Source organism: Streptomyces sp. UW30, from assembly GCF_008042075.1.
GTDB lineage: Bacteria > Actinomycetota > Actinomycetes > Streptomycetales > Streptomycetaceae > Streptomyces.
Map to the genome: position 1 here is coordinate 102300 of NZ_RDBN01000008.1, position 13140 is coordinate 115439.

Consider the following 13140-nt stretch of genomic DNA (forward strand, 5'->3'; position numbering starts at 1 on the left):
CCGGGGCCGGTCAGGATGCGGTGCAGGAACCGATCGCCGGGGCCGCGCTGTTGCCGTTCGTCATGACGGTGAAGCCGAAGCTGGTGGACGCTCCGGCGGCCAGCCTGCCGTTGCCGTTCGGCCTCATCGTCATGACGTTGCCGCTGCCGTCCCAGCTGGGCGTGCCGTTCCAGGTCGCGGAGACCTTCTGCGGCGCTGTCACGGTGACGGTCGCGGTCCAGTTACCGATCGCCGAACTCCCCGCCGTGATGGTGACCTTGCCGTTGAAGCGGTCACTCCACTCCTCGGCCTTGCTGTAGGTCGCCGTGCAGGCGGCGCCGGAGGAGGAGCCGCCGAGCGCGGTCAGCACCGCGCTGTACGCGGGCTTCTTGGCGTAGTTGCCGTCGAACAGCAGGGGCGTTCCGCTCGCGCGCCAGGAGTACTTGTCGGTGACGCCCCAGACGGTGATGCCCGTGCAGCGCGTGACGGCGAGGCAGGCCCGCACCACGTTGCCGTAGCTGTTGGCCTGTGCGGTGCCCGAGCCCTCGATGTCCAGCTCGGTGATCTGCACGTCCACACCGAGGTCGGCGAAGCGCTGGAGGTTGGCCTGGTAGTCGGACGGGACCGGCGAGGCGCTGTTGAAGTGGGACTGGAAGCCGACGCAGTCGATCGGCACGCCACGCGACTTGAAGTCCCTGACCAGGTTGTAGACGGCATTGCTCTTCGCGTTGACGCCGTCGGTGTTGTAGTCGTTGTAGCAGAGCCTCGCGGCCGGGTCCGCGGCGCGTGCGGTGCGGAAGGCCTCCTCGATGAAGCCGTCGCCGAGCTTGTCCTGGAAGGGCGAGCTGCGCCGGGCACCGCTGCTGCCGTCCTGGAAGGCCTCGTTGACGACGTCCCAGGAGTGGATCTTGCCCTTGTAGTGCTGCATGACCTGGGTGATGTGGTTGTTCATCGCCGATCTGAGGTCGGCGGTGCCGAGTGCCGCGACCCAGCTCGGTAACTGGGAGTGCCAGACCAGGGTGTGGCCGCGGACCTTCATGCCCCGACTCTGGGCGTGGTTCACGATCTGGTCGGCGGAGCCGAAGGTGAAGGTGCCGCGGGTGCCCTCGGTGGCGTCCCACTTCATCTCGTTCTCCGGGGTCACGGAGTTGAACTCGGTGTTGAGTGTCGAGGCGTACGCTGCCTCGCCCAGGTGGTTGGCGGCGACCGCGGCGCCGAAGTAGCGGCCCTTCTCGGCGGCCGCCGCGCCGAGGGTGCTCGCGGCCCGGGCAGTGCCGGTGAGGGCACCGGCACCGGCCGCGGTGAGCAGGCCGGCCAGGCCGAGGGCCAGTGCGGTGCGGGTGCGCGAGCGCCGGGGGCGGCGCTCGGGAGGCGGGTCGATGGATGTGCGGGTCACCATCTCGTCCCCTTCGTCGACTACGAAAGTTTCGGACCGATTTCCGAATTTCGCGGCAGACCATAGGAGCACCACTCCTCGGCGTCAACAGATGCCACAAGCCCGCTGTGCAATTGGCTCAAGAAGCACTCTTGGACCACGCAGCGGTTCGAAAGTTTCGCAGTGCTCTACGACTGCCCGTCGCCGGCCGACGCACCTGTGTAGAACGCGATCGTCGCCGCCGTGGTCGACGCCACGGTCTCCTCGTCGACCCCCGAGGCGGCGTAGGCCTCTCCCCACAGCTCGCCCGAGCGCGTCGCGTAGGCCTTTCCTTCGGGTGAGACCTGCCAGGCCTCGCCCTCCTCCTTGCTCATCCCGCCGCCGGCGAGGTGCATGCCGAGTCCGAGGAACGCGAGGTCCCAGCCGACGCCGACCGCACCCGGCCCGAACTGGCCCCAGAAGCCTTCCGGCACCACGGCCACGTGCTCCAGCTCCAGCACGGTGCACTCATCGCCCTGAGGCGTGAGCCGCACCTCGACCTCGCTGAACCCCGGGTCGGGCCCGTACAGCCAGCTCACCCGGAGCCGGGTCGGCTCCTGGCAGTCGAGGATCTCGCCGCCGGCGTTGCCCTCCAGTTGATAGCGCCCGCCGACCTTCAACTCCCCGGTGACGGGCAGGAACCAGCGGCCGATCCGCTCCGGTGACGTGACCGCGTCCCACACGTCGGCGACCTCGGCGTCATAGGTGCGCCGCAGCAGCACCGTGCGGGCCTCGCCCGCCTCGACCGGGCGCACACCGACCTGCCGGTGCAGGCGGTTCAACTCGTCGACGATCTCACTCATCGCCCTTCGCATCCTTTCTCAGTCGTCGTTCGCGCTTGCCGCGCGCGAGTTCCGTTCCGAGGGCGTCGAGCCGCTGCTCCCAGAAACCGCGGAATCTCTCCAGCCACGCGTCCACCTCCCGCAGCGGAGCGGCGTCGACGGCATACAGCCGCCGGGTGCCCTCCGCCCGGACGGACGCGAAACCGCTCTCGCGCAGCACCCGCAGGTGTTGCGACACGGCGGGCTGGGAGATCCCGAACTCGTCCTGGATCACGGCACTGATGTCGCCCGATGCCTGCTCACCCGAGGCGAGCAGCTCCAATATCCGGCGCCGTACCGGATCACCCAGCACATCGAAAGCGTGCACGGCATTCACTATGCCAGCCTCCACTTATATAAGGCAAGACTTAAATAAAGCGCATACGCGGGCCTGGGCCCGCTCGCAGCGCCCGATGGCCTATTCGTGCCGGGTGAGGAACCGGTCCAGTGCCGTCGTCAGTTCGGCGGGCTTCTCCACCGGCAGTTCATGGCCCGCGTCCAGGACACGGACCACCGCGTCCGGGTAGCCCTTGGCCATGCGCAGCATCTGGGCCAGGGGCAGCTGGATGTCGTGGTAGCCGTGCACCATCAGGGTCGGCACCTGTATCTCCCCGACCTTGTCCAGCACGTCGAAGGCGCGCATGGCGCCGTAGAGCGTCATGACGACTTCCCGGGGAGTGTCGGCGGAGGCGCGGATGTACTCACGGATCTCCTCGCGCGGGTAGCCGGGGGCGAAGGCGCGCTGGATGTTGGTGGCGACGAACAACTTGAAGGGGGCGAGCGTCGAGGCGGCCATGAGCAGGGCGCGGCCGCGGCTGTAGGCCATCTTTCCGATGGAGTTCACCAGCACCATGCGCTCGACCCGCTCGGGGTGGGCGAGGGCGATGGTCTGGGCGATCATGCCGCCCATCGAGTGGCCGATGATCGCGAACCGCTCGATCTTCAGGTGATCGAGGAGGGCTAGCACATCCTTGGCCAGGTCGTCGATCCTGCGCGCTCCGGCCCCCGAGCTCTCGCCGTGCCCGCGCAGGTCCAGCCGCACGACGCGCCGCTGCTCGGCGAAGTGGGCCATCTGGTGGTCCCAGCGGTGCCGGTTGGCCGTCCAGCCGTGGACGAACACCAGGGGCACACCCTCACCGTCGCGGGGGCCCTCGTCGTCGTACGTCAGTGTCGCTGCGTCGACTTCGAGCTGCGGCATGGGTCGCCTCCTGGCGTGCGGTGCGGTTACTGGGCGGTACGGTATCCGGCGCGACGGGCTGCCGTCACCGGCGTTCGCCCAGGAAGTCGAGGATGTGCCCGAACACGTCGAGGGCCGCTCCTCTGCCGAGGAACGTGTCCAGGTGGCCGTAGCCGGGGATCTCGGTGTAGCTCACGTCCAGCTGCGGCTGGCGGTGGGCGAGGACGTCGTGGCACAGCCGCTGGGAGTCGAGCCACAGGCCGTTCTCGCTGCCGGCCAGGAGCAGGACGGGCGTGTCGATGCGGGCCGCCGCGTCCAGGGCGTTCTGCGGCAGGGCCCGGTAGCGGTGGTCGGTGTCGTGCCAGCGGACGACGGTGCGGGCCAGTTCGATGCGGCGCAGGTGCGGCAGGATCCACAGCGGGGCGGGGCCGAGGAGTTCGGCGAGCCGGCTGTGGGTGGTGTCGGCCAGGTGCTCGTGGACGAAGAGGGAGGCACCGGTTCCCCAGGCCGAGTTGTGCAGGATCTGGCAGGTGGGGTCCGGGCAGTCGGCCTTGCGGGACGCCAGGGCGAACAGCGGGGTGTACTTCGACCACAGGCCGACCTTGCGGAAGTCAACGGGTATGTGGTCGATACGGGACTTCAGCAGCTCCCCGGCCAGGCTCATGCGCAGCGAGGTGCGGCCCGCGAGCTTCGGGGTGAGGAAGACGCCCTGGGACACCACGCCCGCGAGGCCCGGCACCAGGCCGGCCGTCATGCTCAGGGAGAGCGTGAGGGAGCCGATGCAGTGGGCGACGGCAAACAGCGGGCGGTCGCCGATGCGGGTGCGGATGTGGGCGACGGCCTCGGGGATGTCGTAGAGGGCGACGTCGTCGTAGGTGTAGCGGCGGCCCGTCTCGTTGTAGGGCAGCCGGCAGCTGCCGCGCCAGTCGAGCAGCCAGGGCTCGTAGCCCTCGTCCAGGAGGACGTCGACCAGGTTGCGCGTCTCGGGCAGCAGGAACATGTCGGCCGAGGCGGTGTGCCCGTGCAGGAGCAGCACGGCGGGGCGGCCCTGGTCGCCGGGGTCGACGCGGGTGAGGCCGAGGCGGGTGCCGTCGCCCGCACGGAACGGGATCTCCTCGACCCTCGCCGGGTCGAGACGGTGACGCAGCGGGCGCAGGGCCGTGGTGGTCCTGCCCCACCCCTCGGCCGCCCGAGCGGCGCGGAATCGCGCGTGCCGGGCTGGCTGGGGACCGCCGCCGCGTACGCATGGCGGATCATCGTCGTCGCCATCGTCGTGCGTGCCGCCTTCTCGGTGCTCGGTCAGTTTCACCGGATCGCCGTCGCCGTCTTCCTGGGCCTGGTCCTGACCTCCCTGCTGCGCCCCGTGGCCGACCTCCTCGCCCGCCACGTGCCCCGTCCGCTCGCGGTCGCCACCGCGGTCATCGGCGGCATCGTCGTCGTCCTCGGAGGGCTGGCCCTGGTCGGTGAGATCGTCGCGGGGCAGCGCAGAGGGCTGCAGAGGGAGTTCGTGGCGGGTATCGACCGGATCGAACGCCAGCTGGAGGAGCCTCCTTTCCGGCTCCCCGCGAACACCTTCGACGACCTCCAGTCCCGGATCGGCAAGCTTGTCTCCAGCCACCGCTCCACCCTCATCAGCGAGGCGGTCAGCGGCGCGAGCCGACTGCTGGAGGTCCTGACCGTGCTCGCCCTGGCCCTGTTCTGCGCGGTCTTCTTCACCCACTCCGGCGACCGCCAGTGGCAGTGGATCTGCGACCAGCTCCCCGCGACGGCCCGCCGGCACCTCACCGTCGCCGGCCGGGCCGCCTGGCGGACCTTCACCGGCTACACGCGCGGCATCCTGCTGGTCGCGGCGACCAACGCCTTCCTCGTCTGCATCGCGCTGCTCATCCTCGGCGTCCCCCTCGCCGTACCGCTGGCACTGCTGGAGTTCGCGGCCGCGTTCATCCCGCTGATCGGCTCACCCATCGCCCTGGGTGTCGCGGCCGTCGTCGCACTGGCGACGAAGGGACCGGTGACCGCTCTGATCGTCGTGGCCCTGATCGTGATCATCGGACAGATCGAGGGCCATCTGCTCCACCCGATCGTGATGAGCTGGGCGGTGCGCCTCCATCCGGTGGTCGTGGCCTTCGCCGTCGTCGGCGGTGCCATCGCCGCCGGGTTCATCGGCGCCATCGTGGCCGTCCCGTTCGTAGCCGTCTTCTGGTCGGTCCACCAGGCACTGCGCGGCCGTACCGAAGGCCCGGAAGGGGGCGGGAGGCGGACCGCGGACGCCGGCCCGTAGCCGGCCCGCCCCACCCGCTTGCCGTCAGTCCAGCAGCACGCCCGGGTTGAGGATGCCGTGCGGGTCCAGGGCGTTCTTGGTGGCCCGCAGGGCCAGGGCGAAGGGGGCCGGGCGCTGGAGGTCGTAGCCGCGGCGGTGGTCGCGGCCGACGGCGTGGTGGTGGGTGATGGACGCGCGGTGTCGGTGCAGGACATCGCTCGCGGCGGCCTTGATGTCGTCCCAGACGGCGACTTCGTCACCCGGGCGGCCCGCGACGGCCACGGTGAAGTAGGGGGCGGCGCCGTCGGGATAGACGTGGGTCAAGCGGCAGTTGATGGTGGCCTCATGGCCGGTGGCCTTCAGGGCGGCGGCGCCGACCTCGGTGCGGACGGCTTCGATCAGGGCGGGGATCCTGTCCCAGGTGGCGGCGGTCTCGAAGGTATCCACGACGGCGCCCATGCGGGCCAGGCCGTCGCGCAGGTACGGCATGCGCAGGAAGGCGGAGCGCCAGGCGCTCACGGCCGCGTCCGCCCGGGTGTCGCGGTCCGCGGTCGGAGCCTTGCCGCGGCCTCCGTGGGCGCGGGCCAGGTCCAGGGCGGTGGCGAGGCGGTCGTCGACGGGGTTGGTGGCGGACTCGAAGCCCAGGACCAGGACGCAGGAGCCGTCGTGCGAGGCGCCGGAGAGCAGTGCCTCGCCGGGGTCGAGCAGGCGGCAGTTGGCCGGGGCGAGGTCGGACTGGGCGATGGCCCGCACGGCGTCCAGCGCACGGTGGAAGTCGGTGAAGGCCACGGACGCGGAGGCCTTGTGCAGGGGGCGTTCCTGAAGCCGCATCCACGCCTCGGTGATGACGCCTAGCGTTCCCTCACTGCCGAGGAACAGCCGGTCGGGCGACGGTCCGGCGCCGGATGCGGGCAGCCGCCAGGACGTGCCGGCTCCGGCGGGCGTGACGACGCGCAGGGACTGCACGAAGTCGTCGATGTGCGTGTGGACGGTGGCGTAGTGGCCGCCGGCCCGGGTGGCCAGCCAGCCGCCGAGGGTGGAGAACTCGAAGCTCTGCGGGAAGTGGCGCAGCGTCAGGCCGTGCGGCCGCAGCTGTCCTTCCAGCACGGGACCGAGCGCCCCGGCCTGGATGAGGGCGCAGCGGCCGACGGTGTCGATCTCCAGGACCCTGTCCATCGAGGTCAGGTCGAGCGACAGCACGGCCCGGTGGGTGTCGCCGCGGTACTCCACGCCGCCGACCACCGAGGAGCCGCCGCCGAAGGGGATGACGGCGACGCCGTGCTCGCCTGCCCAGTCCAGCAGGTCGGCCACCCCCTGGTCGTCGGTCGGGCGGGCGACGAGGTCGGGGATACGGCCCGGTCGGCCGCGCAGCGCGCGGATGACGTCGCGGTAGGCCTTGCCCATGGCGTGGGCGGCGCGCGCTTCTGGATCGGTGGTGACCAGGTGTGCCAGAGCGGACGGGGGCGAAACGCCGGGGCGGCCGATGGGGAGGTCGGCGACCCGCGGTATCGGCGACGGGCGGACCAGGGTGCCCGGCAGCAGAGTGCCCATCGCGACGCACTCGGCGTCGTCGGGATGAGCGTCGGTATAGCCCCAGCCCCACCAGGAGCGGGTGCGGGAGGTGCCGGGGTCGGTCGCGGTGGCAGGCATGAGTGTGCTCCCAGCAGGGGTCCAAGGAATTTACCCAACGGTAAATTACCGTAGGGTAAGATCGCGCCCATGACAACGCACTCCTCCAAGGCCGGCACCAAGGGCGTGCCGAGAGCCACGCGCGAACGGCAGGTTCTGACCGCGGCCACCGAGGAGTTCGGCCGTCATGGCTACGAGGCCACCACCATGGCCGCCATCGCCGCGCGGGTAGGTGTCACCAAGCCGCTGCTGCACCAGTACTTCGGCAGCAAGCAGGACCTCTACCTCGCTTGCCTCGACCCGATCGGCGACCGGCTGCTGGGCGCCGTCCGCACCGCGATGGCCGAACCGGCCGCCGAGGCACCGCCCACCTCCCTGCGTGTGCTGGACGCCCTGTTCACCGCACTGGACGGGCAGCGCGACGCCTGGTTCGTCCTCTACGACGCCACGTTGCCGCCCGACAGCGAGGCCCTGCACCGGGCGGCGTACTACCGCGGCGCCATCGACGACCTCGCCGCGACCGGCACCGCCGACCTCCTGCAGGGGGCCGGCTCCAGTGACCCGCTCGACGCCGACGCCCTCAAGTACGCCTGGCGCGGCCTGTGCACCGCCCTGGTCCGCTGGTGGATCAACCACCCCGACCAGTCCCCCGCGGCCATGACGCGACGCTGCGCACGGATCTTCGCCGCCGCCCGCTCCCTCGGCCCCGCCGACGGCGACCAGGCGTAGGCCGCACCCGGGGCCCTGCGAGCGGGGGCGAGGCCCAACTCGGCCTCGCCCCCTGGGGTCACGATTTCCGGGAGGCGAGGTACTCCTCGACGCCGGGCGAGGTGTGAGCGTCCTCCACGTTGACCACCGCGCCGACCGCCTTGGCGTCCGGCTTGTGCACGTAGGTCGAAGTCGCCGCGGGCTGCGCCTTGTCGGAGAAGTTCTGCGCGGTGCCGAGACCGACGTCGACCTTGGACTGCGCGCGGTGCGCCTTGACCACGTCCTCCCGGGCGAGGCTGCCGCTCTCGCAGGCCCGCTCCAGGTCGGCGCCCATCAACTGGGCGGCGTTGTAGCCGGAGAGCACGCCGGCGTCGACCAGGGAGTCCGGGTACTTCTTCTGGTAGGAGGCGACCATCTTGCGTACGCCGGCCAGGTCGGAGCTGACGGCCGGTGCGGAGCTGACGACGTTCAGCATGGCGGCGAGGGCGGGCGCGGCCGGGGTCTTCATCAGCTGCGGGGCGTAGCCGGGTGCGCTGCTGACGACGGGCACCTTCAGTCCCCGGGAGGCCGCGACCCCGACCAATGAGGCGGTCTGAGCCGGTCCGGCGCTGATCAGGATCGCCTTCACGCCCTCCTTGCGCAGCGCGGAGACCTGCGCGGACAGGTCGGTGTCGGTTGCCTTGATCTTCTGTCCGACGACCTTGAGGCCCGCCTTCTTCGCGGCCCACTGCGAGCCTTCGAGCGCGTTCGCGCCGTAGTCGCCCTCGAAGTAGACGTGGCCGATCGTGTCGCCCTTCGCCAAGCCCTTGGTGCGGGTGAGGAAGTCGACCGCGGCGATCATGTCGATGTCGTAGGTGGTGCCCAGGACCTGTACGGAGTCCCGGCCGAGCAGGGAGGCGGCCCAGGCCTGCGGGAAGGTCAGCACCTTGTCGCGCTCGAGGTCGTCGAGCAGCGCGGCCATCACCGGCGATCCTATGACCTGGGGCAGCGCCACGACGTCCGCGGAGATGTCGGCGTAGGCGGTGACGGCCTTCTGGACGTCGTAGCCGTGGTCCTTGACGACGATCTCCACACGCCGGTCGCAGATGCCGCCGCGGGCGTTGACCTCGTCGGCCCACATCTGCTGGGCCTGCACGATGCTCTTGCCGAGGGTGGCGTACGGGCCGGTGAGGTCCGTCAGGGCGCCGAGCTTGATGGCCTTGTCGGTCACGCCGGGCCCGGACTTGACGCCGTCGGCGCCGTCGTCGGCGGTGCCGGACGAGTTCGCCTTGGAGCTGCATCCGGTGCCCGCGAGCAGCAGGGCCGCCAGGGCCGCGGCCAGAAGGGTCTTGGTGCGCGGTGCGGCGCGGTGCGTGTGGTCGTGCGTGGGCTTCACGGGGTGGGCTCCTTGGCTCGTACGGCGGGCGCGGGTCGGGGAGACGGGGAGTCGGGGTGCGCGGGTGGTGGTTCGGTTCGGCGGCGAGGCAGGCGAGCGCGCAGGCGCCGGACCAGGCCGTGCAGTCCGTCGGGGGCGAACAGCAGGATCAGGACGATCGCCGCGCCGTAGAGGTAGCGGGCCGCCTCGGTGGGGCCCACCGTGCCGTCGGTGGTGCCGGGAGCGGCCACCAGCGGCAGTTGGTCGGCGTAACGGGTCATCAGCAGGGGCAGCGCGGTGACGAAGACGGCACCGGCCGTGGCTCCGGCCACCGACCCGAGTCCGCCGATGACGATCATGGCGAGGTAGTCGACCGACAGCACCAGGCCGAAGTAGTCGGGCACCACGCGGCGGAAGGAGAGGGCGAGGAGCACTCCGGCCATGCCCGCGTACATCGACGACACCACGAAGGCCGCCGAGCGGTACCGGGAGACGTCGACGCCCATCACCGCGGCGGCGGTCTCGCTGTCGCGCAGCGCGACCAGGGCGCGTCCGGGACGGCCGCGGAGCAGTCCGCGGGCGGTGAACCAGGTGACCGCGAACAGCGCGAGTCCCAGGTACCACAGCCGTTCCTCGGCGCCGAACGGCACGCCCAGCAGGGTCAGTTCGGAGTCGGCGGAGAAGGAGAAGCCGCCCACTTCCAGCGGCGGCACCGAGCGGCCGTTGAAACCGCCGGTGACGGAGTCCGCGGTGAGCAGGACGTGGTGCCCGAGGAAGACCAGGGCCAGGGTGGCGACGCCGAGGTAGACGCCCCGCAGGCGGCCGGCGACGGGGCTGAACAGCCCGCCCGCCGCGCCGGCCAGCAGCACTGCGAGGACGGCGGCCGGCGCGGTCGGCAGCCCGGGTCCCGGCTCACCGGCCAGCCATACGTAGCCGTAGGCGCCCACGGCCAGGAAGAAGGCGTGGCCGAGGGAGAGTTGCCCGGCAGTGCCGGACAGCAGGCCCAGGCCCACCGCGCCGACGGCCGCGGCCATCGAGAACAGGCCGATGCGCAACCAGAACGCGTCGAGGTAGAAGGGCAGTGCGCACAGGACCGCGACGCATGCGGCGGCCCAGCCCAGGCGGACGGCTCGGGTGCGGGAGAGTCGCTCAGACACGGACCGCCGCCTTTCCGCCGAACAGCCCGGTGGGCCGCACCAGCAGCACCAGCACCATCACCGCGTAGGGGGCGACGTCGCCGAACCCCTCACCCAGGACGTGCAGATCCGACTGGTAGCCGGCGACGAGCGCCTCGGTCAGGCCGATCAGCAGACTGCCCGCGAGGGCACCGGGCGGCGAGGCCATCCCGCCGAGAATCGCCGCCGGAAACGCCTTCAGGGCGATCTGCCCGGTCGTACGCTCCAGTCCGGGCGCGGGGAAGGCCGCGAGGAAGACGGCCGCCAGGGCCGCCAGCGCTCCGGCCAGGCACCAGGCGAGGGTGCGCACCCGCACCAGCCGCACCCCCATCAGGGCGGCCGCCTCGACGTCCTCGGCCGAGGCGCGCAGCGCCAGACCCCAGGACGTGTACCGGAACAGGGCGAAGACAGCGCCGATGACCACGGTGGAGACCACGATCGCGGCGATCCGGCTGTCGGCGACGGTCACCGGCCCCAGCCCGCTCACCGAGTCGCCCCAGGGGTCGCCCAGCGAGAGCAGGTCGCCGCCGATGCGCCGCGACAGGTCGGTGAGGATGACGATGTCGACGCCGATGGTGACGATGGTCTGCACATGGGCGGAGTGCGGGTCCGTCCCGCCGGCCTGGAGCAGGAAGCGGTCCATCGCGCCTGCCACGGCCGCGGTCACCAGGACGGCCACCGCGAGGGCCCCGGCGAAGCCGAGGTCGTCGTGGAGTACGGCGGTGAGGTAGCCGCCGAGCAGGAGCAGCGAGCCTTGGGCGAAGTTCATGACGCCGGACGCCTTGAAGATGATCACGAAGCCGAGGGCGACGAGGGCGTAGACCGCGCCGAGGGCGAGGCCGTTGAAGACGTTGTCCAGGAAGGTGGTCATGCCGCGTCCTCCTCTTCGGCCCCGGTGCCGAGGTAGGCGCGCAGCACTTCCGGGTCGCGGCGGACCTCGTCCGGGGTGCCGTGCGCGATGGCGCGACCGAAGTCGAGGACGGTGACCTCGTCGGCGAGCCGCATCACCAGACCCATGTCGTGCTCCACCAGCACGACGGACAGGCCGAGTTCGGCGCGTACGGCGTGCACGACCTCGACGGTGCGGGCGCGTTCCGCCGCGTTCATCCCGGCGACCGGTTCGTCCAGCAACAGGACGCTGGGCTCCAGACACAGGGCGCGGGCGAACTCCACGCGCTTGCGGTCGCCGTAGGAGAGCAGGGTGACGGGACTGTCGAAGTGCTGCCCCAGACCGGTGAGTTCGGCGATCTCGCGGGCCCGGGCGAGGTGTTCGCGCTGTTCGCGGCGCACGTGCGGCAGGCGCAGCGCGCTGGCGGCGAACCCGGCCCGGGACAGGGCGTGCCGGCCGAGCATGAGGTTGTCGGCGACGGTGCCCTGGGTGGTGACGATGTTCTGGAAGGTGCGGGCGACTCCTAGGGCGGCGATGCGGTGGGGTGCGAGCCGGGTCAGTTCGGCGTCGCCGAGGCGTACGGCGCCGGCGGCCGGGCGGCACAGTCCCGACAGCACGTTGAAGCAGGTGGACTTGCCCGCTCCGTTGGGTCCGATGAGCGCGTGGACCGAGCCCGGGGCGACGGTGAAGGACACCGCGTCCAGGGCGGTGAGCCCGGCGAAGCGGACGGTCACGTCCGTGACGGCGAGTTCGGGCGGCGCGGTGGTACGGGCGGTCACGCGGCTCCCTGCCCCTCGGTGGTCGGGGTGGTGCTGGTGGTATCGGCGGTGTTGTCAGTCCCGGTCGACTTCGTGGACTTGGAGGTGTCGGCGGGCTCGGTGGTGTCGGTCGCCTCGGTGGTCTCGCCCAGGTACAGGCGTCGTACGGCGTCCGTGCGGGCGAGTTCGTCGGCGGGCCCGGAGAGCCGGACCTCGCCGACCTCCAGGACGTGGGCGGTGTCGGCGAGGGACAGCGCCATGCCCGCGTTCTGCTCGACCAGCAGGACGGCGGTCCCCTGGGCGTTGATCTCGCGGACGACCTCGGCGATCCGGTGGACCATCTGCGGGGCGAGGCCGAGGGAGGGCTCGTCGAGCAGGAGCAGGCGCGGCGCGGCCATCAGGGCGCGGCCGATGGCGAGCATCTGCTGCTCGCCACCGGAGAGCAGCCCGGCGGCCTGCCGGGTGCGCTCGGCCAGGCGCGGGAAGAGCGCGAAGACCCGGTCCCGGGCTTCGGCGACCTGGGCAGGCCGTCGCCGCCCGAGGCCGAGGCCGCCGGTGCGCAGGTTCTCGTCGACGGTGAGCCCGGCGAACACCCTGCGCCCCTCCGGGACCTGGACGACGCCGGCGCGCACCGCCGCCACCGGGTCGCGGCCGTCGAGTTCCGTGGCGCCGTAGCGGATGCGGCCGGCCGTGACCGCGCCGCGGTGCAGGCGCAGGGTGCCCGACACCGCCCGCAGCAGGGTCGTCTTGCCGGCGCCGTTGGGGCCGAGCAGGGCGACGACCGCGCCGTGCGGGACGGTCAGGGACACGGAACGAAGGGCGGACAGTGCGCGGCCATAGGTCACGTCCAGGCCCTCGACGTACAGGGCGGCCTCTTCGTCCGGTGGTGCTTCGGGCATCGCGGCTCCTCGGGTCCGTGCGGTCAGGCACGGTGCTTCGGGGGGGAGGGGGGAGGCAGCCCACGACAGCACGGGCG

13 protein-coding genes are annotated in these 13140 nt (G+C 71.7%); 2 read left to right on the plus strand and 11 right to left on the minus strand.

The annotated features are described in order from the left end of the window. Positions 1-10 precede the first annotated feature (10 nt). The 5 genes from EAO75_RS08430 to EAO75_RS08450 form a co-directional block, all read right to left on the minus strand. Positions 11-1378: an endo-1,4-beta-xylanase gene (locus EAO75_RS08430; RefSeq protein ID WP_147994431.1), complete on the minus strand. Its 1368-nt coding sequence runs from the start codon at positions 1376-1378 to the stop codon at positions 11-13. Between the two features lie 164 nt (positions 1379-1542). Beyond that, a complete protein-coding gene (locus tag EAO75_RS08435) occupies positions 1543-2196 on the minus strand; it encodes an SRPBCC family protein (protein ID WP_147994432.1) in 654 nt (217 codons plus the stop codon). Beyond that, on the minus strand, positions 2189-2551 hold the full coding sequence (locus EAO75_RS08440; RefSeq protein WP_147994466.1) for an ArsR/SmtB family transcription factor: 363 nt from the start codon (positions 2549-2551) through the stop codon (positions 2189-2191). Before EAO75_RS08440 ends, EAO75_RS08435 begins: the two co-directional genes overlap by 8 nt. A gap of 81 nt (positions 2552-2632) precedes the next feature. Continuing rightward, positions 2633-3412 (minus strand): alpha/beta fold hydrolase, encoded by a 780-nt coding sequence (locus EAO75_RS08445; protein WP_147994433.1) that lies wholly within the window; start codon positions 3410-3412, stop codon positions 2633-2635. Between the two features lie 64 nt (positions 3413-3476). After that, the gene (locus tag EAO75_RS08450) at positions 3477-4427 is read right to left on the minus strand and encodes an alpha/beta fold hydrolase (RefSeq protein WP_261989197.1); all 951 of its coding nucleotides are present in this window, start codon (positions 4425-4427) and stop codon (positions 3477-3479) included. A 174-nt stretch (positions 4428-4601) separates the two neighbouring features. Between EAO75_RS08450 and EAO75_RS08455 the strand changes: the two genes are divergently transcribed. Next, entirely contained in the window at positions 4602-5672 is a 1071-nt protein-coding gene (locus tag EAO75_RS08455; RefSeq protein WP_147994434.1) for an AI-2E family transporter, read from the plus strand. Between the two features lie 24 nt (positions 5673-5696). Here the strand turns inward: EAO75_RS08455 and EAO75_RS08460 are convergent, their stop codons facing one another. Continuing rightward, positions 5697-7301 (minus strand): FAD-binding oxidoreductase, encoded by a 1605-nt coding sequence (locus EAO75_RS08460; RefSeq protein ID WP_147994435.1) that lies wholly within the window; start codon positions 7299-7301, stop codon positions 5697-5699. Positions 7302-7370: 69 nt separating this feature from the next. Between EAO75_RS08460 and EAO75_RS08465 the strand changes: the two genes are divergently transcribed. Beyond that, the gene (locus tag EAO75_RS08465; RefSeq protein WP_147994436.1) at positions 7371-8009 is read left to right on the plus strand and encodes a TetR/AcrR family transcriptional regulator; all 639 of its coding nucleotides are present in this window, start codon (positions 7371-7373) and stop codon (positions 8007-8009) included. A 58-nt stretch (positions 8010-8067) separates the two neighbouring features. On the opposite strand, the gene EAO75_RS08470 is transcribed toward EAO75_RS08465, so the two are convergent. Genes EAO75_RS08470 through EAO75_RS08490 form a run of 5 tightly spaced genes read right to left on the minus strand, consistent with a single transcriptional unit; the run spans position 8068 to position 13063 of the window. Next, positions 8068-9363 carry an ABC transporter substrate-binding protein gene (locus EAO75_RS08470; RefSeq protein ID WP_187284348.1) on the minus strand — a complete coding sequence of 432 codons (1296 nt, stop codon included), beginning with the start codon at positions 9361-9363 and terminating at the stop codon, positions 8068-8070. Continuing rightward, positions 9360-10499 carry a branched-chain amino acid ABC transporter permease gene (locus EAO75_RS08475; protein WP_410092217.1) on the minus strand — a complete coding sequence of 380 codons (1140 nt, stop codon included), beginning with the start codon at positions 10497-10499 and terminating at the stop codon, positions 9360-9362. The genes EAO75_RS08470 and EAO75_RS08475 overlap by 4 nt, the downstream gene beginning before the upstream one ends. Further along, positions 10492-11388, minus strand: coding sequence for a branched-chain amino acid ABC transporter permease (locus EAO75_RS08480; protein WP_147994437.1), 897 nt, complete (start codon positions 11386-11388; stop codon positions 10492-10494). The genes EAO75_RS08475 and EAO75_RS08480 overlap by 8 nt, the downstream gene beginning before the upstream one ends. After that, entirely contained in the window at positions 11385-12185 is an 801-nt protein-coding gene (locus EAO75_RS08485; protein ID WP_147994438.1) for an ABC transporter ATP-binding protein, read from the minus strand. Before EAO75_RS08485 ends, EAO75_RS08480 begins: the two co-directional genes overlap by 4 nt. Beyond that, the gene (locus tag EAO75_RS08490) at positions 12182-13063 is read right to left on the minus strand and encodes an ABC transporter ATP-binding protein (protein WP_261989198.1); all 882 of its coding nucleotides are present in this window, start codon (positions 13061-13063) and stop codon (positions 12182-12184) included. Before EAO75_RS08490 ends, EAO75_RS08485 begins: the two co-directional genes overlap by 4 nt. Between the last annotated feature and the right edge of the window lie 77 nt (positions 13064-13140).